Consider the following 24,852-nt stretch of genomic DNA (forward strand, 5'->3'; position numbering starts at 1 on the left):
CCCCTTCCTCCCCCTTCCACGACCCGCGCCGCCCCTCGCGGGGTGCGAACGGCCGGATCCGCCGCGTTCCGCTCAGCGCCTCGCCTTGGCGAGCACGGCATCCGGCTTGACCAGCTTGAGACCCCTCGCCTTCTCGTAGCCGTGGATCTCCTTCACATCGAGCTTGCGCATGAAGTCGATCGTCTCCTGCGTCAGCACCTGGCCGGGCACCATGATCGGGAAGCCGGGCGGATAGGGAATTACGAAATTGGCCGAGACCATTTCCGGCCCCTCGCGCAGCCGGCGGTCGCATTCGGCGCCGTTGAGCGGCACATATTCGCAGACCGAGGCGTCATAGGCGTTGAAGAAGGCGGAGCGCATGTCGCCCTCCGGCGTCCCCTTGCCGGCGTCGCCGCGATAGATCTCGTGGAAATGGCTGAAGTTCGGGAGGTCGGGCACGTCCGTCATCAGCGATTTTACCCGCGCCGCGAAGGCCTCGCGCTCGCCCTCCCCGCCATCGGCGAGCCGCTTCTCGATGCCATGGCAGATCTCGACCAGCACGCGGACGAGATGGGCGACGTCGCTGCGCGTGTTGTTGATGTTCGACTGCAGCAGCACGCTGTTGCGCGAGGTCTTGTTGAGCTGGATATCGTATTCGCTCGCCAGCAGGCCCTTGAACTGCGTGCCATCGAAGCCCGCCGTGCCGCAGACCAGCGTCATCCGCGTCGGATCGAGATAGAATTCGTCCTCCCGCATCGCCTTCAGGGCCGTGCCCCAGTTCGCGCCGGGCGCGAGATAGTCCTGGAAGCCGGACTGCCGATACGCCTCGGGGATCATCGCGTCGGCGCCGAGCACGCGGAAATATTTCGAGATCAGCGGATGCGTGTTCACCGCGTGGCGGATCTTCAGCGCGATCTCGATGGCGTTCATCACCAGCCCGTAGCCCTCGAGCTCCATCTGCCGGCGCGCGACATCGAGGCTGGCGATCAGCTGCTGGTTCGGGCTGGTCGAGGCGTGGGTGAACACCGCCTCGTGGAACTGCGCCTCGACGGTGTGGAAGTCGACATCCTTGACCAGCAGCATCGAGCCCTGGCGGATCGCCGACATAGACTTGTGCGTCGAATTGGTCTGGTAGACGCGGAGCCGCACGCGGCGCGGATCCGGGATCAGATGGGTGTCGAGGAGCGTCTCGTCCGAGGGGTCGTCGCCGAGTTCGGCCTGCTGCTTCTCGTAAGCCGCGACGGAGGCCGGATCGCGCAGCCAATCCTCGAGATCCGCCGCCGCGCCCATCGCGGTGCGCGGGCGCAGGAAGGGCGAGAAGCGGGCGAAGCCGGACCAGGCCTCGTCCCACAGGAAGATCAGGTCCGGCTTGATGGCGAGGCATTCCTCCATCACCCGCCGGACATTGTACATGTGGCCGTCGAAGGTGCAGTTGGTGAGATCCAGCAGCTTCAGCCGGTCGAGCCGCCCCTCCGCCTTCAGCGCCAGCAGCGCGCGCTTGATGGTGTCGAGCGGCACGGCGCCATACATCGAGTATTCCGTCATCGGGAACGCCTCGACGTAGTAGGGCTGCGCGCCGGTTAGCACCATGCCGTAATGATGCGACTTGTGGCAGTTGCGATCGACCACCGCGATGTCGCCGGGCGCGAGCAGGGCCTGCACCGCCATCTTGTTGGACGTCGACGTGCCGTTGGTGACGAAGAAGACGTGATCGGCGCCGAAGGCGCGTGCCGCCATTTCCTGCGCGCGCTTGATGTTGCCGGTCGGCTCCAGCAGGCTGTCGAGGCCGCCGGTCGTGGCGCTGCTTTCCGCCAGGAACAGGTTGAGGCCGTAGAATTCGCCCATGTCGCGGATCCAGTCGGACTGGAAGACCGACTTGCCGCGCGCGATCGGCAGCGCATGGAACGTGCCGATCGGCCGCCGCGCATATTTCTTCAGATTGTCGAAGAAGGGCGTCTCGAAGCGGTCCTGCACGCCTTCGAGGATGGCGAGATGCAGTTCGAGCAGTTCCTCGACGGCGTAGAAGACGCGGCGCACGGAATCCGCCGCCGGATCGCCGGCGATCTGTTCGACCTGGCGATCCGAGAGCAGGTAGATGTCGAGCTCGGGCCGGATCCGCTTCAGGGTCCGCGACAGGCGAAGCGCGGAGACATCCGGCCCCTCCTGCTCGCCGAGCGGATCGAGCACCGAGCGCAGCACCGGCGCGTCATGGCGCGAGCGGTATGGGAAGCCCTCGGCGAGGACGACCGAGATGATCTCGGGGTTGAGGGCCGCCGCGCAGAGCGCATCCTCGAACGAGCCCGCCAGCACGGGCTCGTAGATGAACGCATCCTCGGGCCGGCGCAGCCGGCGGATTTCCGCCGTGAAGGCCGGCCAGCGCGCCGCCGGCTGGCTGTTGACGAACAGCACCTCGAAATAGGGACGGCGCGCGCCGCCATCGCCGACCGTCGGCGGCAGCAAATCGGCCACCTCGTCCGCCGCCCGCTCGTCATGCACGTCCCATTCGCCCGGACGATCGCGATAGGCATGCGTCAGCAGCCCGTTGGAGATCCGGCGCGCCAGCTTCGCCGCGCCGCCGGCGTCGTTGGTGGCGATGCGCTCCTTCAAAGCCGCGAGCAATCGGACGCCCGGATAGGCGTGGCACGCCTCCACGGCCTCCATATCCGCGAGCGCCGCCTCCAGCGCCGTCCGCTCGCCGCGCCCGGCCGCCCAGGCATCGGCGAGGCTCGTGATCTCGCGCCAGTTGTCGTCGCGCGCAGCGTGGATGAGAAGGAACTGGTCGATACGGGCGTTCTTGCGTGACATCGCGCGCTCCCAAAGTCGTTTTTGTCGCCCCACCGGCGGTCGCGCCGCCGGCTTCTTGCGATTTCACCCGGAGCGGGGAACCGCATGGGCCTTCGAGTGGGCATTCCGTTGGCTTGACGGACCGTGACTTGACCGACCGTGACTTGATCGACTGTGACATGGCCGACCGCTACGCGGCCGACAGCGCATCCGCCCGGAAGACCGGGCGGGGCCGAAACGGCGGTTCGACCCGGCACCGGCAGAGCGGCGCCGGGCGAAGGGCTAGGTCATCAACATGACCAGGACCATGCCCCAGATCGTCAGCAGCGTGTTGCCGATCGCGTAGGTGACGGTATAGCCGAGCCCCGGAATCGAGCTCTTGGCGCGATCGTTGATCATGCCGAGCGCCGCGGTCGTGGTCCGCGCGCCCGCGCAACATCCGAACAGGATGGCCGGGTGGAACCGGAACACGTATTTGCCGACATACATCGCCAGCACCAGCGGCACCGTCGTCGCGAAAATGCCCCAGAGGAACAGGCTGAAGCCGAGCTCCCGCAGGCCGGCGACGAAGCCGGGCCCGGACGAAATGCCGACCACGGCGATGAACACGTTGAGGCCCACCGAATTCATGAACCAGACGGTGGAGGACGGGATCCGCCCGAAGGTCGGATGGACGGAGCGCAGCCAGCCGAAGAACAGGCCGGAAATCAGCGCGCCGCCCGAGGTCGACAGCGTCAGCGGCACGTTGCCGATCTTGTAGACCAGCGCGCCGATCAGAGCGCCGATGGCGATCGCGGCGCCGATGAAGGCGACATCGGCGACATTGCTCGCACGGTCGGCAACGCCGAGCGCCTTCGCCGCCGCGGTGGTGTCCTGGGTCCGTCCGACGATGGTCAGGATGTCGCCGCGGTTGATCCTCGTGTTCGGCAGGATCGGGATCTCGGTCGCCGTGACGCCGCGCGCGATCCGGCGAAGGAACACGCCGCGCGCCGACGGCAGCTTCGCCAGTTCGGCCAGCGTCTTGCCGTCAACCTGCTTGTTGGTCACCAGCACGTCGACGCCTTCGGTCGGCACCGCCAGCAATTCGCGATCGTCGACCTCGTCGGCAAGGGGGCCGAGCACATCGACCAGGACATCACGCCTGCCGGCCACGGCGACGATGTCGCCCGCCTGGATCACCGTATCGGCCGTCGCGTCCTCGATCTTGCCGCCACGACGGATGCGCTCGACGAACAGGCGCTGGTCAGGGACCATGGATTCCGCCTCGCGGGCCGTCTTGCCAACGACCGGCCGGCCTTCCTCAACCCGGTAGGCGCGAAGCTCGTAATAGTGCCAGGCGGTGCCGGCGCCGCCCTCCTGCTTCGTGCCGCCATGTTCGTCCTCGTAGCGCTTGCATTCGGCCTCGAGGTTGATGCCCAGAAGCGCCGGGCCGATCAGGGCGAGCACGATCGCCGAGCCGAGCGTGCCGAAGATATAGGTGACGGCGTAGGCGACGGGCATCGCATCGAGCAGCCGCTTGGTCTCTTCCGGCGCCAGCGCCAGACGGTTGATGGCGTCCGTCGCCAGGCCCATCGACGCCGAAATGGTCTGCGATCCCGCATAGAGGCCGACGGCCGAGCCGACATCGTAACCGGCGATCTTGGCGGCGAGAAACGGCGCGGCAAGACAGAACAGGCAGACGATCACAGCGAATACGGCCTGTGGAATACCGTCCTTGGCGATGCCACGCACGAATTGCGGTCCGACGCCATAGCCGATCGCGAACAGGAACATCAGGAAGAACGTCGCTTTCAACGGCGGCGAGATCGTAATACCGAGCTGTCCGATGATGACCGCCGCGATCAGCGTTGCCGTTACTGCGCCGAGACCTAGGCCCTTGTAAGTGAAAGACCCAAAATAATACCCGAGGGCCAAGGATATGAATATTGCAATTTCGGGATAACTACGGAGCGTGTTCGCGAACCAGTCAAACATAGCGGAATCCCCCTATGAATCAGAAAGGCCAACAACAAATCGGCACTTCGATTTCCGCCAAAACGCGGCCGATACTACACGCTTGCACGTTTCTTTCAAGGTGCTAACATTCAGATTACCAAGAGGAATGCAAGCATAGGCAAAGATAGATAGAGCACACAGAAAGCAGTAACCGCGCAATTCGATTCGAATACGGCAAAATTTGAAATGTAATGGGGCCTTACATTATAACATGCGAACTTTTGGGGACGAAAAGCCAATGAGCTGTGACTCATGCCATGAGGTCACGGCCGTTCGGGTCTCCGCGCGGCCGCGGTCAGAAGCGCATCCGGCCTCGCCTCCCCTGCGACCTTCCCATCCACATCAGGAATCGCATCCGCATCGAGGCTCTGCCGGCGGGAGCCTTGGGCCGACCGGCCGCGCGCCCGCCCGCGGCCGGCAATCGGCGCTCCGGTCGCAGCCCCAGGTCGACGTCGGGAAGCCGGCGTTTCAAGCGGTCGCCGGCGGGGATCGCCACGCACCCAACGGATCGGAGACGGCAACCATGCCCATTCGGCGATGGCCCCTGGCGGCGGCCCTGTCTGTCCCGCTCCTGTCGCTGGCCTCACTCCTGCCGGCCGCAGCCGCGGACGCCACAGCCCCGACCGAGGCGGAGGTCGCCAAGGCCAAGGCGACGCTGATCCCGAAGCTCAGAACCGGCAATGACGACGCCTATATCGAGCTCTACGGGCAGATCAACAAAGGCCTGCTGATCTTCGACGATGGCGGTTCGACGCTCGGCTACGGCCCGGTCGACAACGGCAATTCGTCGACCCGGGCCGGCGCGCGGATCTACGGGCGGGTCAATGACGACTGGGGGATGGGCGGCAATCTCGAATGGGAGTGGACGCCCTACTCGACCAACAACGTCAACCAGCTCAATCGCGGCGATTACGACTGGGACGCCAACCTGCTGCGCAAGGCCGAGCTCTATCTGGAATCGAAGACCTACGGCAAGCTCTGGCTCGGCCAGGGCAGCATGGCCTCGGACGGATCGGCGGAGGTCGACCTCTCCGGCACGACGGTGGTCGGCTATGCGCTGGTGTCCGACATGGCCGGCGGACCGTTCTTCCGCTTTTCAGACGGAACGCTCACGTCGGTGAAGGTCAAGGACGCGTTCACCGATTTCGACGGGCTGGGCCGCAAGCTGCGCGTCCGCTACGACACGCCGCAATATGCGGGCTTCACGCTTTCGTCCTCCGTCGGCACGCAGGTGGTGCCGACGACGACCGACGTCACGGTCTGGGACATCGCCGCGCGCTACGACAACACGCTTTCCGACTTCAAGATCTCGGCGGCGATCGCCTATTCGCAGCCCGGCAACGACCAGTCGCTGGTCGACGGTTCGGTGTCCGTGCTGCATCAGCCGTCGGGACTGAGCGTCACCGCCGCCGCCGCCTATTCGGATGAAGAGACGGTCGACGGCCGCTACGGCTATCTGAAGCTCGGCTACCAGACGAAGTATTTCGAGGCCGGCAAGACGGCTTTCTCCGTCGACGCCTATTACGGCAAGGACATCGACGCGCCCGGCAGCAGCAGTACGTCCTTCGGCGCGCAGCTCGTCCAGAATCTGGACTACTACCAGACCGAACTCTATCTGGGCCTCCGGTCCTACGACTACCAGGAACCGGCCGCCGACATCGACAAGAGCTATGCCGTCCTGGGCGGAGCCAGGGTGAAATTCTGAAGCCGGCCGGCCGATAAGCCGGAATTACAGCTGAGAACACGACGCAAAGCGGGCGATCACGCCCGGCGCGGCATTCTGGGAGGACATCATGGCAGCGATCGACTATCGCGAATACGAGAAGATGAGCCCGTTCGAGATCAAGGACGGCCTGCTCAAACTCGCCAAGCAGAGCGCGCAGAAATCCGCGCATGCCCTGCTCAACGCCGGCCGCGGCAATCCCAACTGGGTGGCGACCGCGCCGCGCGAGGGCTTCTTCCTGTTCGGCCAGTTCGCGCTGACAGAGTGCCGCCGCTCGATGGATGATCCGAAGGCGGGGCTCGCCGGCATGCCGCAGATGCGCGGCATCGCCGGCCGACTGGAAGCCTGGCTGGAAAAACACGCCGACATGCCCGGCGCATCCTTCCTCTCGCACATGGTCCAGCACGGCGTGACGGTGCTGGGCTTCGACGCCGACGCCTTCGTCTTCGAACTCACCGACTCGATCATCGGCGACAATTATCCCGTCCCCGACCGAATGCTCGTCCATGCCGAGCAGGTCGCGCATCGCTACCTGATGTGGGCGCTTTGCGGCGACAAGCCGCCGGCCGGCAAGTTCGACCTCTACGCCGTCGAGGGCGGCACGGCGGCCATGTGCTACATCTTCAAATCGCTGATGGCGAACCGCATCCTGAAGAAGGGCGACACCATCGCGATCGGCACGCCGATCTTCACGCCCTATATCGAGATCGCCGAGCTCGAGGACTACGCGTTCCACGCCGTCCACATCAAGGCGACGCAGGAACACCGGTTCCAGTATTCCGACGAGGAGATCCAGAAGCTCGAAGACCCAAAGATCAAGGCCTTCTTCGTGGTCAATCCCGGCAACCCGACCTCGATGGCGATCGACGCCACGACGCTCGACAAGCTGGTCAACTTCGTGAAGACGAAGCGGCCGGACCTGATCCTCCTCACCGACGACGTCTACGGCACCTTCGTCAACGGCTTCCGCTCGCTGATGGCCGAGCTGCCGCACAACACGATCGGCGTCTATTCCTATTCGAAATATTTCGGCTGCACGGGCTGGCGGCTCGGCGTCATCGCGCTGCACGAGGACAACATCCTCGACAAGCTGATCGGCAAGCTCCCGGCCAAGGAACTGACGGCGCTCGACCATCGCTACAGCTCGATCACGCTGGAGCCGCGCAAGTTGAAGATGATCGACCGCATCGTCGCCGACAGCCGCGACGTCGCCCTCAATCACACCGCCGGCCTGTCGCTGCCGCAGCAGGTGATGATGACGATGTTCTCGATGAGCGAGCTGATGGACAGCGAGAAGATCTATCAAAAGGCCTGCATGGAGATCTGCAACCGGCGCGTCGACAGCCTGCTGGAGGGCCTGCCGCTCGACCTGCAGCCCAATCCGAGCTTTGCCGGCTATTACGGCACGATCGATTTCGAATTCTGGCTGCGCCGCTATGTCGGCGAGGACATGGTCGCCTGGCTGAAGGAGAACGTGCATCCGCTCGATCTCGTCTATCGCCTGGCCGAGGACCATTCGATCGTGCTGCTCAACGGCGGCGGGTTCGAGGCGCCGAACTGGAGCGTGCGCGTCTCCTTCGCCAACCTCGCCGACGATGTCTACGACGACATCGGCCGGGCGGTGCGCGCCGTCGGACGCGGCTATGTCGACCGGTTCGAGGCGCAAACGCAGAAGACGGTGCCCCTGGTGAAGCCGGCGGCCAAATCCGCGGCCAAGTCGGCAGTGAAGGCGGCGGCCAAATCGGAGGCCAAGGCAACAGCCAAGTCGGAGGTCAAATCGGAGGCCAAGCCGGCGGCCAAGGCCGAAGCGAAGCCTGCGGCCAAGCTGGAGGTGAAGCGGGATAAGAAGGGCAAGAAGAAGTAGCCGCACCTTCCCTTGAGGTCCGCACGCAGCCGGAAAGTCGATCCGTCTTTGAGCGAATTCAACGCAAGGTAGTCAAAGGCTTGGAGACGAGGGACGCTGTTGCGCGCCTCTCGATCTCTCTGCCATTCCTCGACGGAAACGAGTAGGCTTCACGCTAGAGACGGGCCTCAAGGGGTTATCTCAATGGACGACAAGCTTCATCCGGTCGCGATCGAGCATCTTCCGTTCTTCATCACCGCGCCGGGGCAGACGGACGTCCTATTCAACGTCATGGTCGGCTTCGTGCTGGTGGTCGTGCTCGTCGTCGGCAATCTGTACTTCCAGCTGCATGCCGTCCCGGAGCGCATGGCGCATCGCGCCAATCGCGTGCAGATGGAGATCGTCGCCATCCTGGCGCTGATCTCGCTCGCCACCCACAACCACCTGTTCTGGATCGCCGGCCTGTTGCTGGCCGTGATCCAGATTCCGGACTTTTCCACGCCGATGGCGTCGATCGCCGCATCGCTGGAGAAGCTCTCCGGACGACGCGACGGCCGCGCCGAGGAACTGGCCGCGATCGAAGGCCCCCTGCCGCCCGACGCCCTCCCGGCCATTGCGGCGGACACCGGAGCGCCCGAACCGCCCGATCACCCACCGGGATCGAAGGAGCCCCACGGGAAAAGACCGGCAACCGGCAGTCATGCGCCGAAAGAAGGACACTGAGCGATGCTTGAGTTGATGCTCTGCTCGATGCTCACGATCCTTCCCGACTATCTCTTTCGCCGCTATGTCCAGGGCAAGCGGATCGGTCGCGAGATCAACCTCTATACGGTGTGGTACGAACTGCGCTGGGGCATCACCGCCTGCCTGGTGCTGACGATCTCCCTGATCACGCTGATCTTCTACTTCCACCCGTCGACGAAGAACGTCACCGCCATCTTCCGGACGGTTTCGATCCTGCCCGAGAGCGGCGGCCGCGTCGCCAAGGTGTTCGTCGGGGTCAACGAAAAGGTCGAGGCCGGTCAGCCGCTGTTCCAGCTCGACAACTCGCAGCAGGAGGCCGCCGTCGAGACGGCCCGGCGCCGCATCGCCGAGATCGATGCCGAGACCGCGGTGGCGCAAACCGAACTCGCAGCCGCCGACGGCGTCATCAAGCAGGCGGAAGGCTCCTATCTGCAGGCGCTGGACGAACTGGAGACCAAGCAGGAGCTCATGCGGCGCAATGCGAATGTCGTCGCCGTGCGCGAGATCGAGCGCCTGCAGGTCGCCGCCGACGGCCGCAAGGGCGCGGTCGATGCCGCGGTCTCCAACAAGCAGACGCTCCAGACCAAGCTCTCCACGCTGCTGCCGGCCCAGAGGGCCAGCACCGAGGCGGCCCTCGCGCAGGCGCAGGTCGAGCTCGACAAGACGCTCGTGCGCGCCGGCGTCGCCGGATCGCTGCAGCAGTTCACGCTGCGGCCGGGCGACGTCGTCAATCCGCTGCTGCGGCCGGCCGGCATTCTCGTCCCGGCCGAGGCGGGCCGCGGCGCGCTCATCGCCGGCTTCGGCCAGATCGAGTCGCAGGTGATGAAGGTCGGCATGATCGCCGAGGCGACCTGCGTCGGCAAACCCTTCACCATCCTTCCGATGGTGGTGACGCAGGTGCAGGACGTCATCGCCGCCGGCCAGTTCCGGCCGACGGATCTCCTGATCGACGTGCAGAAGCTCGGCCAGCCCGGCTCCATCACCGTTTATCTGGAGCCGCTCTACACCGGAGAGCTGGACGGCGTTCCGCCCGGCGGCAGCTGCATCGCCAACGCCTACACCAACAACCACGACGCACTCGCGGCGAAGGACATCGGTACCGGGCGCTGGCTCTTCTTCCACGTCGTCGACGCGGTCGGCCTGGTGCACGCCATGATCCTGCGGCTGCAGGCGATCCTCCTCCCGGTGCAGACGCTCGTCTTCAGCGGGGGACACTGACCCCCGTCGCTCCGCGCGCGGAGCGACGACCGAGGCTGACAATAGGCCGCCGCGCCGCCGGCAAGGGCGCGGCGGATCGATCGGGGCGGCCCGGCCTGAGGACGCGCGGCACATCGAGGACGGGAAGCCATGATCGGCGAGCGACTGGATCTCACACGCATCACGCTGGCGGTTCTGTTCATCGGCGCCATCCTCGCCACCAGCATCTGGATCCTGCTGCCCTTTCTGCCGGCGATCATCTGGGCCACCACGCTGGTCGTCGCCTCCTGGCCGCTGATGCTGTGGGTACAGCGCCATACCGGCAACCGCCGTGGCCTGGCCGCGCTGATCCTGACGCTGGTGCTGCTCCTGATCCTGATCGTGCCGTTCTGGCTCGCCATCAGCGCCGTCGCCGCCAACACCGACGAAATCGGCCGCATGATCCAGACCGTCCTGTCGCTGCACCTGCCGCCGCCGCCGGCCGGGCTCGCCGATTTTCCGCTGATCGGCGCCCGCGCCACCGAAATCTGGACCCGTCTATCGGCCGGAAAAGTCGAGTCGCTCGCGCCGCAGCTTGCGCCCTATACCGGCGCCATCACGCAATGGATCGCCGCCACCGCCGGCAGCCTCGGCTCGATGTTCGTGCATTTCCTGCTGACGACGCTGATCGCAGCGATCCTCTATCTCAGCGGCGAGAAGGCCGCCGCGACGATGATCCGCTTCGGCCGACGCCTGGCCGGCGATCGCGGCGAGATGGCGGTGCGCCTTGCCGCCCAGGCCATCCGCAGCGTCGCCCTCGGCGTGGTGGTAACGGCCGTGGCCCAGAGCGCGCTCGCCGGCATCGGGCTGGCGGTGGTCGGCATCCCGTTCGCCTCGGTGCTGACGGCGATCATCTTCCTTCTATGCCTGATCCAGCTCGGCCCGGCCCTCGTCATGGTGCCGGCGGTGGCGTGGATGTATTATTCCGGCGACGCCTTCTGGGCGACGGTGCTGGTCGTCTTCACGATCATCGCCGCCACCATGGACCAGCTCATCCGGCCTGCCCTCATTCGCCGGGGCGCCGATCTGCCGGTCCTGCTGATCCTGGCGGGCGTCATCGGCGGGCTCATCGCCTTCGGTATGCTCGGCATCTTCATCGGCCCGACGGTGCTGGGCGTCGCCTATACGCTCCTTAACGCCTGGATGGAGGAGCGCACGTAGGGCCGCGCGCCGAGGCGAAGCGCCCGCCGGCCCAGCCCCGTCAGGGTCTGGGAACGAGGACCCGGTCACGTAGGACGAGAAAGCTTCTCTCCACGCAGAACCACAGCACCGCCGCCACGGCAAGGCTGGTGGCGAGATAGACCGCGAAGCCGAATTCGCCCTGCAGGTTCTCCTGCCCGAAGATCAACCGATCGAGGTGGAAGACCGATTTGTGCGTCAGGTACAGGCTGTAGGAGAGCGTGGCGACGATCGTCATCCCCGGCACCGGCCAGCGACCAAGCACGTGCTCGAGATCCAGCATGGCGCCGAGGATGAGGGCGATGCCGATGGAAATGAGCGGGAAGCCGGCGACGGCGCCAAGCTGCGCCTGAAACACGAGGAACAGGTTCGTTCCCGCCAGCGGCCCCCGCAGGGAAAACAGGAACAGCGCGGCGACGACGAGCGCCAATCCCAGCGGCAGCGCGACGCGCGGTTGCAGGTAGCGGCTGTAGAGTTCGGGCTTGAAAAACCGGGCGGCGGCAAGGACGACGCCGAACAGGAGGCCGTCCAGACGGGTATAGGTCGGGTAGTAAACCTCCCGGAGATAGACCGCGAAGGCGTCCCGGAGCTGGTTGGCGTCGATCAGGCTGCCGACCTGGTTTTCCCAGATGGCGTAGCGAACCAGGATCCCCGCGGCGGCGATCGCGACGGCGAGGACGAGCGCCCAGGACACGCCGATGCGACGGTGCAGGAGGAGCACCAGCATCGGCAGCACCAGATAGAACTGCTCCTCGACGCTGAGCGTCCAGGCCTGCGAGAAGGCGTTGCCCTGGCGGGGATCGAATCCAAGATTGACGGTGAAGCTGGCGAACCGCCAGACAGGCTGCATCGTCGGCGCATCCCGGAGCACGGGAACGAGCGCGTAGAGAGCGAGAACGACGAAGAAGGCGGGAAAGATCCGGAAGGCGCGACGGAGGTAGAAGGACTTCAGCCCGACCGTTCCCGTCCGCGCGATCTCCTTGAACAGCTGCGTCCCGATCAGGTAGCCGCTCAGCACGAAGAAGATGTCGACGCCGAGCCAGCCGTAATTGCGAATAGTCACCAAGCCGAACGGCGTCGCCTCCAGAGGAAGGTGAACGAGCATGACGAGCAGGATCGCCATCGACCGCAGAACATCGGGACCGACCGCCCTCGAGCCGAGCTTCGCGGCCGAACTATATTCCGACACCAGCGTCGGAGCCGAATAGGCCTGGCTGGAAATAACTATAGTATTCATTTGAAAAATCCATGACCGTCTATGAATATTAGGCACGCCATGGGACGTGTTGTCGAAACTTTTAGCTTTATTTTCTCATTTCAAAATAGGCAGTTTTGGATTGGTAAAATTAACCTAAACGTTTCGTAAATCGGGATATCGGGCCATCGGCGATGCGAGCGTCCGCGCCGTCATGCCTCCCACATCCCCGGCCCCGAATGGGTGGCTCAGGCGTAGGGCGTGCCGGCCATCGCGGCCTTGAGGCCGAGGGTTCCCTTCTCGACGACGGCGAGAAAAGCGGCTTCCGCCTCTGCTGTGTCGCGCCCCCGCCGAAACGTCCAGTGCCCCTCGCGGAAGGCCACGCTCCATGTCGCGAGCAGCAGCGCGGCCGCGAGACGCGCGTCGGAATCGTCGGGGTCGCGCCCTACGGATTCGGCCAGCGCGACCGCCACGAGCTGCGCCAGTTCGTCCCGGATCGCCCGCGCCCGCGCCTTGAGGGTTTCGCTGGCTTCGATCGTCTCGATGAAGCCCTGGCTCCGGGCCGAGAATTCGGCATAGGGGCTCCGTTCCGCGACCAGCCGATGCGCGAGCAAGCGCAGCGTCTCGATCGGCGCAACGCCGGGATCGCGCTGTCGGAGCGCTTCGCGCAGCCGCTCGCGTCCCTCCTCGTCGCGGTCAAAGAACATGTCCTCCTTGCGGGGGAAGTGATTGAATACCGTCATCCGGCCGACATCGGCGGCGGCCGCGATCTCGTCCACCGTGACATGATCGAAGCCGCGCTCATGGAAAAGGCGCGTGGCGGCGTTGGAGATGCCCTGCCGCGTGGCGAGGCGCTTCCGGGAGCGGAGGTCGGATGGCATTGACATGGTCTCGTCCGTAGCACATTTTATGTACTGAGTATAGATTGATACTCAGTCTGGATAATTTCCATCCTAGTTGTGCGAGCCGCGCCCTCCCCCGGAGCGGCGCTCGCGGGCTCGAACAGACCGGAGCCCCGCATGAACAGACTCCTCGTCGTCATCTTCACCGCCATCGTCCTCGATGCCGTCGGCATCGGCCTCATCTTTCCGATCCTGCCTTCGCTGCTGCAGGACGTCACCCATGCCGGCAACGTTGCGCCCTATATCGGCATTCTGACCGCGCTCTACGCGACCATGCAGTTCATCTTCGCGCCCGTGCTCGGCTCGCTGAGCGACCGGCTGGGCCGGCGGCCCGTTTTGCTGATCTCGCTCGCCGGCGCGGCGATCAACTATCTGTTCCTGGCCTTCGCGCCCAGCCTCTGGATGCTGCTGCTCGGTCGCGCCATTGCCGGGCTGACCAGCGCCAACGTCTCGGTCGCCACCGCCTACATCACCGACATCACGCCGGAGAACCAGCGCGCTAGGCGCTTCGGCCTGCTCAACGCCATGTTCGGCGTCGGCTTCATCATCGGCCCCGTGCTCGGCGGCGCGCTTGGCGATTACTGGCTGCGGCTGCCCTTCATCGCCGCCGCCGTGCTGAACGGCTGCAACCTGCTGCTGGCCTTCTTCGTGCTGCCGGAATCCCGCACCCCGACGCGCGAAAAGATCGACCTCGCCGCCCTCAACCCGCTGCAGCCGCTCCGCTGGGTGTTTTCGATGAAGAGCCTGCTGCCGATCATCTTCATCTTCTTCATCCTGAGCGCCACCGGCGAGGCCTATGGCATCTGCTGGGCGCTCTGGGGCAACGAGACCTTCCAGTGGAACGGCCTCTGGATCGGCATGTCGCTCGGGGCATTCGGCATCTGCCAGGCGCTCGCCCAGGCCTTGCTTCCGGGGCCGGCGGTAAAGCTCCTCGGCGAGCGCGGGGCCATCCTGACCGGAGTCGCCAGCAGCTGCGTCGCGCTGACGGTGCTGGCCTTCGCGACCCAGGGCTGGGTGGTGTTCGCGATCATGCCGGTCTTCGCGCTTGGCGGCATCGGCGTGCCGGCGCTGCAATCGCTGGCGACGCGGCAGGTCGACGAAAGCCGGCAGGGCCAGTTCCAGGGCGTGCTGGCCTCCTCGGTCAGCCTCGCCTCGATCATCGCGCCGCTCGTCTTCTCGAGCCTCTATTTCGTGGTGCGGGCTGAGTGGCCGGGCGCGATCTGGCTGTCGGTCGTCGTCATCTATGCGATGAGCGTGCCGCTGGTTCTCGGCCTCCGCCTGAAGAAGCCGGTGGCGGTCCCGGCGATCTAGGCATCGTCTGGAAAGAGGCTTGGGCTCTGGAGCCCAAGCCGGGATCGACACGGGGAGCCGCGCTCTACTGCGTGGCGAGCGCCTTCGCCTCGGCCGCGCAATCCTGCTTCGGCGTCAGCCCATTCGCGCGAGCCTTGGCGATTTCCTCGCCCGCGACGCGCAGATCCTCGACGAAGACCGGGTCAGCATGCAGGCGGGCGACGGTCGCAGCACCCATGATGCGGCCGCCGTCGACGTCGCTCTGCCAGTGGGCGTTGCAGACGATGCGGCTCTGGCCGAAGGCGATGCCGCGCGCGAGCAGCTCGTTGGCACGCTCCGGCGCGATTTCCGAGAGCGCCAGCGCCCAGGCGAAGCCGGCTGCCGTGTGGCCGGACGGGTAGGAACCGTCATCATGCAGGATCGCTTCCTGATCCGGCGTGCAGGTGCCTTCGCTGTGCACGACGAACGGGCGGGTGCGGTTGTACTTGTTCTTGACGCCATAGGTCGACAGGCCGGCGTCCGACATCATCTTCTTCATCAGGCCGAAGAGACGCGGCGTGTTGGTTTCGTCGATTTGGACGCCCAGCGCGCAGGAGAAATTGTCGGCCGGCTGCGGGAAGACGAGATCCGCATCGAGGATCGCCTGCTTCCAGCGATCGCCACCACGCAGCGGAACCGTCGACTGGCGGGCCTCCTCGTCGCGCGCCAGCGCCGCGCTGCCGGCGGCCGGCGGCGGGCCCAGAAGGTCGAGGCTGTTCGGCAGGTCGGCGGGCTTCAAATAGCCGGGCGCGATCGTGAAATGAGCGTCGGTAACGACGGGCGCCGGCGCCGCGCTGTCGGCAAAGGCGGGAGCGGCGGCGCCGGCGACCATCAGCGCGGCGATCTGCGCTGCCTTCGAAAGGATGTGCTTGTTCAGCATGGCTCTCATCTTATGGGGGTGAAACCGTCGAAACGCGACCCAGAGGGGTAGCCGGCCACGCACCGATGTCAACATCGAAGCATAGCCTCCCTTACCATCCTGCCAACGTCGGACGATCGCGTGACATCCGATTGCCATGGCGGAATCGTTCCCGCCCCGGCCCGAGAGCGCCCCTCCCCTCAGACCGGCCTGTATTTGAAGTAGCCGAAGGTCGCGGGCGTGGCGGTGCCGTTGAGGTCGTTGGCGGCCATGCCGACGAAGGCGCCGGTGAAGCTGCCGTCGACGCCATAGGCGCCGCCCTCGTCGGAAAGCAGCGACGCATCGAGAACGGGGCCGACCGGCATGAGGTCGCCGGTTTCGCCGAGGCCGTAGAAGAACTGCAGTTTCGCTTCCCGGATAGAGAGGGCGAGGCGGACGGCGCCCTCGGCCGGCAGCGGGACCGGGGCGGCGGGGAAGCGGAGATTGCCGTCCGGGAACGAGCTTTCCGAACTCAGGATGAGCAGCTCGCGATTGCCCTCTGCATCCGCCGTCACGGCGAGATAGTAGAAATTGTAGCGCTGGTAATAGGCGACCAGCCCCGCCATCACCCGCTCGTCGCTCGGCGCGACCTCGACTATCGTCTCGGCGTCATAGCGGAAATGGGTCTGGCGGCGCGCCACCAGCGCCTGCTCGAACCAGGAGCCGATCGACTCCCGGCCGATGAGGCGGAGGCCGCTCTCGCCGGCCGAGAAGATGCGCTCGGGCTCGGGCGTGCGCAGCCACTGGAAATCGTCCGGCAGGCCGGATCTGAAGTCGTAGACGCGCTCGCCGTCGAGACCGGCATCGTCGCGCAGACCCGGCACGTCGACGACGAGTTGCGGCACGACGCCGCCCGCCTCGAGCCAGAGCCAGTCGTCACGCCATTCCACTTCCTGGATCGCCGTCTCGCGGCCGAGCACGCAGCGCTTCTTCTGGGTGATCGGCCGGCCGGCGAGGTGCACGATGTAGTGCCGCCCGTCCGGTGTCTCGACCCAGTCGCCATGGCCGGTGCGCTGCAGGGGATACAGCGGATGATCCTTGGCGGTGAAGATGTGTTTCTGCGGGTGGGTCTCGTAGGGGCCGTCGATCGTGCGGGACCGCGCCAGCGACACGGCGTGGTCATAGCCGGTGCCGCCCTCGGCCGTCAGCAGATAGTACCAGCCATTGCGCTTGTAGAGATGCGGGCCTTCGGTGAGGCCGAGATCGGTGCCATGCCAGATCGTCTTGCGCGGCCCGACAAGCCTTCCCGCCACGGGATCGAATTCCTGCAGGCGGATGCCGGCGAACATGTTGGGCCGGGCGCGATGGTCCCACAGCATGTTGACGAACCATTTGCGGCCGTCGTCGTCATGGAACAGCGAGGGGTCGAAGCCGGAGGAATTGACGTAGACCGGGTCGGACCAGGGGCCGGCGATATCGGTGGCGGTGACGATGTAGTTGTGCGTGTCCTTGAACGAGCCGTCCTTGCGCCGGACATGGGTATAGACCAGCCAGAACTTTTCGCCGTCATGGCTGAGGCACGGCGCCCAGACGCCGCAACTATCGGGGCTGCCGCGCATGTCGAGCTGGCTGGCGCGGTTCAGCGGTCGCGTCAGCAGCGTCCAGTTGGCGAGATCCGTCGACTGATGGATCTGCACGCCCGGATACCATTCGAAGGTCGAGGTCGCGATGTAATAGGTGTCGCCGACCCGGCAGATCGACGGGTCGGGGTTGAAGCCGGGCAGGATGGGATTGGTCAGCAGGGCCATGATGCCTCTCGGCGAAGGAATTTTCGGTTCAAAGGCGGAATGGCGGAGCGCTCTCAGCCCCAGTCCTTGCCCATGACAGGCGCGAGGATGGCCTGCACGGCGGCGACCAGCTCCGGATCCGGCGCCGTGCCGTACCAGTCGAGGCAGCGTTGCAGCGAGGCGCGGCTGGCCGTGCTGAACATGGTGGTGGGAATGTCGGGATTGCCGGTCGAGAACTGGAAGGCGAGCTCACTGATGGAAACGCCGCGCGCCGCGCAATAATCGGCCGCGCGGCCGAAAAGCGCGCGGTCGGCCGTCGACGCGGCGTGCCAGTCGGCCGGGCCCCGTTCGGTCAGAAGGCCGGAGGCGAAAGGCGAGGCGTTGATGACGCCGATGCCCCGTTCCCGCGCCAGCGGCAGCAGTTCGAGAAGGCGCGTGTCGTTGAGGCAATAGTGGTTGTGCACGAGTGCTGCATCGACCGGAAACTCGGCGAAGATGCGATGCCAGAGATCCATCGGGTAGATGCCGAAACTGACCGCGCCGATCCGCCCGGCCTGCTTCAAGGCCAGCAGCGTCTCGAGCCCCTCGCCCAGCGCCCATTCGGTATGCTGGCGGTCCTGATATTCGATGTCGTGGATATGGAGGATGTCGAAATAGTCGGTGCCGAGCCGCTCGGTGCTCTCTTCCAGCGAGCGCGTGATGCGCCCGGCGGAATAGTCGAGCGTATCGCGGCCATACTGGTTCGGATCGGTATATTTGCCGATCTTGGTGGAGAGCACGTAGCGCGAGCGGTCGATGCCTTTCAGCGCCTGGCCCAGAACCGTTTCCGAACGGCCGCCGCCATAGGCGGGGGCGACGTCGAAATAATTGATGCCGGCGTCGAGCGCCGCGTGCACGGTGGCGATCGCCTCTGTCTCGTCGACGTCGCGGAATACGCCGCCAAGCGCCGACGCGCCGAAGCTCAGCGCGGAAACGGAAAGGCCGGTGCGCCCGAGAGCCGCGCGCTTCATGGCTCGGCCCGCATCCGGTGGATCGCGTCCGTGGCGATGGCGTGCCGCATGGAGCCCCTCTCATTGCACTAAAACCGATATATCGGTATATTGCATATCCATATGGCCAAAGCAAAGCCGAAGTGACTAGTGTCGCCTTCAACTTCTGCGAGATTTTTCGGGACTCACAATGCCCAGACCGCGCCTAGGTGCCAAAGCTCCGGTGGATACCGCGCCCCACTTTTCGGTGAGCGATATCAACCAGTCCATGCCCAAGACGGCGCAGGTCTATGACCTGGTCCGCGGGGCCATCGTTTCGCTCGCCATGCCGCCCGGCATGGTGATCAACGAAAAGAAGATCTGCGAGGAGTTGCAGATCTCGCGCACGCCGCTGCGCGAGGCGATCCTGCAACTGCACGCGGAAAACCTCGTGGAAGTCAGGCCGAACGCCGGAACCTTCGTGGCGCCGATCGATCTCCGCTACGTGCTGGAAGGCCAGCTGGTGCGCGATGCGCTGGAAATGAAGGTCGTCCGCTTCGCCGCCCGCCGCGCCGACAAGGCCTTCCTGGCCCGGCTCGACCTCAACATGCACCAGCAGCGGACCTGGGCGGCCGAGCGCGACTACGACCAGTTCTACGCGCAGGACGAAGCCATGCACCAGCTCATCTGCGAGCATGGCGCTTCGCCGCGCATCTGGCGGCTGGTGACGGGGGCGAAGGCGCAGCTCGACCGCGTGCGCCGCCTCCAGATGCCGGAGCCGAACCACCTCACCATCGTGCTGGCCGAACATGAGGGGATCGTCGGCGCCATCCGCGCCGGCGACGAGAATGCCGCCGCGCAGGCGATGAAGGTGCATCTCGACCGCGCGTTTCTCACCATTCGCCACCTGATGGCGGAACGCTCGGAACTGTTCGCGCCGCAGGCGGCGCCGCTGCTCGACGAGTTCGAGCGCTTCACCCTGTAGAGCGTTTTCGAGCGAAGTGGGCATCGGTTCGCGCCAGGAAAAGGCGACCAACTAGCATCAAGAAAAGGGGTCGGCGGCAACGTGGGAGGAATTCCGCGCCGCCGACCCGTCAGCGCCTGGAGCGGAAGCGGACGGCGACCGGACGGGTCGCCGAAGCCTCGATCCAGACGATCAGATCGCTGCGTTCCGCAGCATGGCGCCAACCGACGCGCAGGCCATCACCCTGCGGCACGACAACGCCGTCCAGCTCGACATCGACGCCATTGCCCTGCCAGCCCTCGAGAATGAAAGCCGGATTGAGGACAGGCGTCTTTTCGCTGGCTTCCAGCATGAGCGACAGATCCGTCGCCGCCGGCAGCACATAGGCCTTCTCGGCCGGATCGAAGCGGCCTTCCACGCCGGTGAGCGGCGCCGGCGAGAGCCAGGCGGCCGCCAGCGGCACGAGGTTCCCGGCGTTCTCGCTGGTGAGCCCGTGCAGCATGATGCGCTGGCGCGAGGTGGGGGTCACCTTGTAGTCGACCCATTCCGAGCCGGTCAGCACCGAGGAATGCGAGGCGCGATCCGCCGCCACGGCGCGGCGGCCATCGGACGGGATATCGGCGGTCGGCCAGTGGTTCCACCAGGGGAACTTTTGGCCGTCGCTCAGCGTCTCGTGATAATAGGGCGGGAAGAGCGGCGCGGGCTGGGGACCGTCGTCGCGCGTCAGGCACGGCGCGTCGGAGACGATCATGTAGGGGCGCTGCGACGAGCGCGTGTTGATCACGGCGATATTGGCGCGCTCAGGCTCTGGCAAGTGGCGCGGCCGCCCGTTCTCCCAGGAATAGGTATGCGTTTCGCCGGCCATGTTGGCGAGGGTCACCGGTTCGATGTCGAGCACGTCCTCCGGGCGCTGGCCGGGGCCGAGAACCACGATCGATTCCTGGAATTCATGCGATTCCATCGGCTGGGTCGAATGCAGCGTGACGGACCGGATCGCGGTGCCGTCCGGATAGATCGTGTAGACCTCGTCGGAAAAATCGGTCCAGCCGCTCACGGGGTCCTTGCGCGGGCGAACGTCGAGCACGTCGACCAGCGCATAGCGCCAGTGCACGACGACGCGCGCGTCGTGGCTTTCGAGGATGCGGACGTGGGAATAGGCGCAGTGCCGGTCCGACATCGGCTCGGCGCAACCCGTGGCGCCATTGCCCCAGGTCTCGTTGAACTCGTTCGTGTACCAGATGCCGTCGCCGCTGACCCAGCAGGGGATGTAGTTGGTGCCGCGCCAGAAGACGACGCGATAGTCGGCCTTGTCGAAGCGCACCAGAACGTCCGGATGGTCGCCGACGCGCCAGCGCCGGTCCCAGCCCTCGTAATATTTGAGATGCTCATAGGTGGCGCCGAAGCGGCCTTTGCCGGCGGGACCTGCCGGCAGGCGGCGGGGCGCGATATCCGCCGGTCCGCCCGGCGCGGCCTCGAGCCGATCCGGAACGCCTTCCTCCACGCTCACCGTTTCGATCAGGCCGTCGAAATAGAGCGTGATCGGGAAATGGGCATAGGGACGGATCGGCCCGGTCGGGATGATCTCGTGCCGCGTGCGGCCGACCAGCGCCTCGGGCGCCTCGGACGGGCGATAGCGGCCGGAAATGCGGCTGCGGCCGATTTCGACGCCGTCGAGCCAGATGGAAATCGCCGTCTCGGGCTCGTAGACGAAGGCAAGGCGATGCCACTGATAGAGCCCGAGCGCGGTCTCGCCATTGACCACATGCAGGCCCGTGCCGGTGACGAGGGCGAAGCGCGGCCGGCCGCGGTCGTCGATGCCGACGCTGAAGCCGGATTCGCCGCCGTCGCGCTCCAGCGTCAGCATGTCGAGGATGGGGCAGACATTCCACGGATAGGCCGCCAGCGCGACATTCGCCGCGACGTGGAAGGCGCCAGACGGGACGCCCGCCGCCGGGGCCGAGACATAGGCCGAGAAGCCGTCAAACTGGAGCGACGTTGCGCCGTCGAGGCCGGCGGCCGGCACGGCATGGCCGTGGCGGACGAAATCCGGCTGCTCTGCGGCGGCGCTCCAGCGGAAGAGAGAACGGGTCTGAGACATGGGGAGCCCTTGCAACTGCCCGATCACGCCTTGAGGGCGCCTTCGATCAGGCCACTTTGAATCTGGCGGCGGAACACGAGGAAGATGACGAGCGGCGGGCCCGTGGCGATGAGGAGCGCGGCGACCTTCAAGTTCATCAGCGCCGCATGGCTGCCCTGGAAGGCCATCATGCCGAGGGTGACGGTGCGCAGCGACTGATCGTTCAGATAGATCAGCGGCCACATGAAGTCGTTGAAGATCCAGATGAAGTAGACGATGCCCACGGTGGCCATGGCGGGCTTCGCCAGCGGCAGCATGATGCGGACGAAGATGTTCCACTCCGACACACCCTCGACCCGCGCCGCCTCGGCCAATTCCTTGGGAATGCCGCTGAAATAGGCGCGGAAGAAGAAGATGGCGAAGGGCACCCAGGCGAAATAGGTCAGGATCACCGAGGCATAGGTGTTGATCAGGCCGAGGCTCGCCATGAGCTTGAAGCTCGGCACCATGATGACCTGGGGCGGGATCATCATCCCGGCCAGGAAATAGAGGAACAGCGCTTCGCGGCCCTTGAACCGGTAGTGCGCCAGCGCATAGCCGGCCGCGCTGCACAGCGCGATCAGCCCGGTGACGGCGACGATCGTGATACCCAGCGAGTTCAGATAGAGCCGGGTGAAGTTGCCCTGTATCCAGGCATCGACGAAGACGCCGAGATTGGGCGTGGCCGGCCAGGAGAACGGCGACTGGTTGATCTCGGCCGTCGTCTTGAGCGCCGTCAGGACCATCCAGATAAACGGCAAGACGACCGAGGCGGAAAGCGCGAAAAGCAGCCCATAGGCGGCGACGCGCACCCAGAGCGGAAGCGACTTGGACATGGGATCAGGCCCCCTTCCGGCCACGGCCGCCCAGGACGAGCTGGACGACGCTGACGCACAGGGTGATGGCGAAGAGCATCATGGCGATGGCGGTGCCATAGCCCGGATTACCCTTCAGGAATGCCTGGCTGTACATGTAGACGCTCAGCACCTCCGAGGCGTGGAACGGACCGCCATTGGTCATGACGATGATGAGATCGAAGAGCAGGAAGGCATTCGTCGTGACCAGCACGATCACCACGGTCAGCACCGGCCGCATCAAGGGCAGCGTGATGTAGCGGGTAATGTTCCAGGGCGTGGCGCCGTCGATCCGGGCCGCCTCCAGATAGTCCTTGGGAATCGTCTGCAGGCCGGCCAGCAACAGTAGGATGGCGAAGCCGAGCTCGCGCCAGATGTAGACGAGCATGACCATCGGTAGCGCGGTGTCGCGGCTTCCCAGCCACTGATACTGCTCGACCCCCGACATGCCCATGGCCGCGAGAGCCGGGCCGACGAAGCCCACCGTCGGGCTCAGCATCTGCGTGAACAGGAGGCCGATCACCACGCTCGAAAGCACGATCGGGATGAAGAAGATGGTCGAGAAGACCGAATGGCCGCGCGGCTTGGCGTTGAGGATCAGCGCATAGATCATGCCGAGCACGATGATCGAGCAGAGCACCACCGCGACGAAGAGCAGATTGTTGCGCAGCGCGTTCCAGAACCAACGGTCGTCGAACAGCTGGATGTAGTTCGCGAGGCCGACCCAGCGGATGGAGTCGAAGCTGATGCCGTTCCACTGGGTGAAGCTGGACAAAAGGGCGATCAGCGCGGGCAGCATCCAGAACAGGGTATAGAAGACGAAGGCCGGCAAGAGCAGCCAGATATGGAAATGGGTCTGACCTGCAGCGCGGCGCACGGCACGTCTCCTCGGCGTATAAGAGGGAGAAGGAGGCGGCCATTGGGCCGCCCCCGGATCGCTTACTGCCCGTTCGCTTATTGCTTGAGCGAGGCGCGCAGACCGTCGACGCATTCCTGGTGCAGCGCGCCCGCCTCCGCAGGCTTGAGGTCGCCGGTGAGCACCGCGACATTCGCCTCGTTGACGTTTTCCTGCACGCATTTGACATCCTCGATCATGTCGAGGAAGGGCGAGGCGTTCTTCGCATTGTCGAGCAGGCCGGCGATCTGGCGCAGCAGCGGGTCCATCTTCCAGCCCGAATGGTCGTACTCATAGGGGCTCAAGTCGAAGTTCTCTTCGACATAGAGCTTCTGGACTTCTTCGCTGGTCAGGAAGTTCAGGAAGCGCTTGGCGGCCTCGGCATCCTTAGTCGTGGTCGGGATGGTGAACAGCAGCGAATTGGTGACGACGGCCGTCGGATCGGGGCTGCCGGAGACCGGCGGGAAAAGCGTCAGGGCGACGTTCTTGGCGCCATTGCCCTTGGCCATGCCGACGCCCCAGCTGCCCGTGGCATAGAAGGGCGCGCGACCGGAAAAGAAGAGGCCCGCCGCGGTGTCGTTGTCGTCGGAGAGATAGCCGGGCGTGAAATAGCCCGCGTCGGCCGTGGCCTTGTAGAGCTCCCAGGCGCGCACCGGCTTGTCGTCGGTCCACTTCATCTGGGACTCGATGGACGGATCGAGCGTCTGCAGCCCGATCGCGTCATATTCCTGCTTGGTCAGAAGGCCGTGCAGGAGGTGGTTGAAATAGTGGTTGCCGGTCCACTGGTCGCGATCGCCGAAGGCGATCGGCGTGATGCCGGCGTCCTTGAACTTCCGGCTCGCCTCCATGAACCCTTCCCAGGTGGCGAGCGACGCGGGGTCGATGCCCTGCTCCGCCAGCATGGCCGGGTTGTAGTAGAGCACGTTGCCGACCTTGAGGCCCCACAGCACGCCATAGGACTTGCCGTTGTACCGGTACATGGTCTCCAGGCCCGGCCGCAGCTTTTCCTCGATCGGCTTCACGAAATCGCTGAGGTCCGTCAGCTGGCCTGACTTTGCATACTGGAACGCGTTGGAGCCGGCATTGACCTCGGCAATGTCGGGCGGCGTGCCACCGGCGAAGGCGGTGCGCAAGGCGGTTTCGTAGGCCGTATTCTCGAACGCGGTGTGCTTGACCACGATGTCGGGATTGGCGGCGTTGAACATCTCAACCGCCTTGTTGAGCACGACGGACTCGGGCGGAGCCGACAGCTCCGACCAGAGATTGAGCGTCACGGGTTGAGCTGCTGCCTCGGCATGGGCAATCGCCAAAGCAACGCCAGCGAGCACCAGAACCCGCATGTTACGGAACCTGGACATGACCGATAGATCCTCCCTGAAAGGGCGCGTTCAGCACGCCACCCAATACTGATATATCGGTATATCGGAAAATCGAGACCGTCAAGACACGTCGGCGCGACGCGGCGATCGCACCGTTTTGACCCGCGAACGCAGGCGCCCGGCGCCCTGTCCGGGCACGGGC

18 protein-coding genes are annotated in these 24,852 nt (G+C 65.4%); 7 read left to right on the forward strand and 11 right to left on the reverse strand.

Going from position 1 to position 24,852, the window contains the following annotated elements; translation table 11 throughout:
* Positions 1-72: 72 nt before the first annotated feature.
* Together K32_RS18815 and aspT are read right to left on the reverse strand one after the other, a co-directional pair.
* Positions 73-2,784 carry a decarboxylase gene (locus tag K32_RS18815; RefSeq protein WP_201400976.1) on the reverse strand — a complete coding sequence of 904 codons (2,712 nt, stop codon included), beginning with the start codon at positions 2,782-2,784 and terminating at the stop codon, positions 73-75.
* A 261-nt stretch (positions 2,785-3,045) separates the two neighbouring features.
* Positions 3,046-4,737: an aspartate-alanine antiporter gene (gene aspT / locus K32_RS18820; RefSeq protein ID WP_201400977.1), complete on the reverse strand. Its 1,692-nt coding sequence runs from the start codon at positions 4,735-4,737 to the stop codon at positions 3,046-3,048.
* A gap of 544 nt (positions 4,738-5,281) precedes the next feature.
* On the opposite strand from aspT, the gene K32_RS18825 reads away from it, so the two are divergent.
* The 5 genes from K32_RS18825 (at position 5,282) to ydiK (ending at position 11,465) form a co-directional block, all read left to right on the forward strand.
* On the forward strand, positions 5,282-6,463 hold the full coding sequence (locus K32_RS18825; RefSeq protein ID WP_244669617.1) for a hypothetical protein: 1,182 nt from the start codon (positions 5,282-5,284) through the stop codon (positions 6,461-6,463).
* A gap of 88 nt (positions 6,464-6,551) precedes the next feature.
* A complete protein-coding gene (locus K32_RS18830) occupies positions 6,552-8,345 on the forward strand; it encodes a bifunctional aspartate transaminase/aspartate 4-decarboxylase (RefSeq protein WP_244669618.1) in 1,794 nt (597 codons plus the stop codon).
* Between the two features lie 183 nt (positions 8,346-8,528).
* Positions 8,529-9,047 (forward strand): hypothetical protein, encoded by a 519-nt coding sequence (locus tag K32_RS18835; RefSeq protein WP_201400978.1) that lies wholly within the window; start codon positions 8,529-8,531, stop codon positions 9,045-9,047.
* A gap of 3 nt (positions 9,048-9,050) precedes the next feature.
* Positions 9,051-10,286: an HlyD family secretion protein gene (locus K32_RS18840; protein WP_201400979.1), complete on the forward strand. Its 1,236-nt coding sequence runs from the start codon at positions 9,051-9,053 to the stop codon at positions 10,284-10,286.
* A gap of 129 nt (positions 10,287-10,415) precedes the next feature.
* Positions 10,416-11,465, forward strand: a complete 1,050-nt coding sequence (ydiK, locus tag K32_RS18845; protein WP_201400980.1) for an AI-2E family transporter YdiK — start codon at positions 10,416-10,418, stop codon at positions 11,463-11,465.
* A 40-nt stretch (positions 11,466-11,505) separates the two neighbouring features.
* Here the strand turns inward: ydiK and K32_RS18850 are convergent, their stop codons facing one another.
* Together K32_RS18850 and K32_RS18855 are read right to left on the reverse strand one after the other, a co-directional pair.
* Positions 11,506-12,720 carry an acyltransferase gene (locus K32_RS18850; protein WP_201400981.1) on the reverse strand — a complete coding sequence of 405 codons (1,215 nt, stop codon included), beginning with the start codon at positions 12,718-12,720 and terminating at the stop codon, positions 11,506-11,508.
* A gap of 206 nt (positions 12,721-12,926) precedes the next feature.
* Positions 12,927-13,565: a TetR/AcrR family transcriptional regulator gene (locus K32_RS18855; RefSeq protein WP_201400982.1), complete on the reverse strand. Its 639-nt coding sequence runs from the start codon at positions 13,563-13,565 to the stop codon at positions 12,927-12,929.
* A gap of 132 nt (positions 13,566-13,697) precedes the next feature.
* Here K32_RS18855 and K32_RS18860 point away from each other — a divergent pair, with 132 nt between their 5' ends.
* Positions 13,698-14,891, forward strand: a complete 1,194-nt coding sequence (locus K32_RS18860) for a TCR/Tet family MFS transporter (RefSeq protein ID WP_201400983.1) — start codon at positions 13,698-13,700, stop codon at positions 14,889-14,891.
* Positions 14,892-14,955: 64 nt separating this feature from the next.
* On the opposite strand, the gene K32_RS18865 is transcribed toward K32_RS18860, so the two are convergent.
* The 3 genes from K32_RS18865 to K32_RS18875 form a co-directional block, all read right to left on the reverse strand.
* The gene (locus K32_RS18865) at positions 14,956-15,789 is read right to left on the reverse strand and encodes a phosphatase PAP2 family protein (protein WP_244669619.1); all 834 of its coding nucleotides are present in this window, start codon (positions 15,787-15,789) and stop codon (positions 14,956-14,958) included.
* A gap of 179 nt (positions 15,790-15,968) precedes the next feature.
* Entirely contained in the window at positions 15,969-17,549 is a 1,581-nt protein-coding gene (locus tag K32_RS18870) for a glycoside hydrolase family 43 protein (RefSeq protein ID WP_201404569.1), read from the reverse strand.
* Positions 17,550-17,608: 59 nt separating this feature from the next.
* Positions 17,609-18,544, reverse strand: coding sequence for an aldo/keto reductase (locus K32_RS18875; RefSeq protein ID WP_201400984.1), 936 nt, complete (start codon positions 18,542-18,544; stop codon positions 17,609-17,611).
* Between the two features lie 202 nt (positions 18,545-18,746).
* Between K32_RS18875 and K32_RS18880 the strand changes: the two genes are divergently transcribed.
* Positions 18,747-19,487, forward strand: a complete 741-nt coding sequence (locus K32_RS18880) for a GntR family transcriptional regulator (protein ID WP_210342760.1) — start codon at positions 18,747-18,749, stop codon at positions 19,485-19,487.
* 109 nt (positions 19,488-19,596) lie between these two features.
* On the opposite strand, the gene K32_RS18885 is transcribed toward K32_RS18880, so the two are convergent.
* From K32_RS18885 to K32_RS18900, 4 genes are all read right to left on the reverse strand, one after another.
* A complete protein-coding gene (locus K32_RS18885; protein WP_201400986.1) occupies positions 19,597-21,564 on the reverse strand; it encodes a LamG-like jellyroll fold domain-containing protein in 1,968 nt (655 codons plus the stop codon).
* A gap of 23 nt (positions 21,565-21,587) precedes the next feature.
* Entirely contained in the window at positions 21,588-22,418 is an 831-nt protein-coding gene (locus tag K32_RS18890; RefSeq protein ID WP_201400987.1) for a carbohydrate ABC transporter permease, read from the reverse strand.
* Positions 22,419-22,422: 4 nt separating this feature from the next.
* Positions 22,423-23,313: a carbohydrate ABC transporter permease gene (locus K32_RS18895; RefSeq protein WP_201400988.1), complete on the reverse strand. Its 891-nt coding sequence runs from the start codon at positions 23,311-23,313 to the stop codon at positions 22,423-22,425.
* Between the two features lie 77 nt (positions 23,314-23,390).
* Positions 23,391-24,689, reverse strand: a complete 1,299-nt coding sequence (locus tag K32_RS18900; RefSeq protein WP_201400989.1) for an ABC transporter substrate-binding protein — start codon at positions 24,687-24,689, stop codon at positions 23,391-23,393.
* Positions 24,690-24,852 lie beyond the last annotated feature (163 nt).

The sequence above is a fragment of the Kaistia sp. 32K genome, assembly GCF_016629525.1.
Lineage (GTDB): Bacteria > Pseudomonadota > Alphaproteobacteria > Rhizobiales > Kaistiaceae > Kaistia.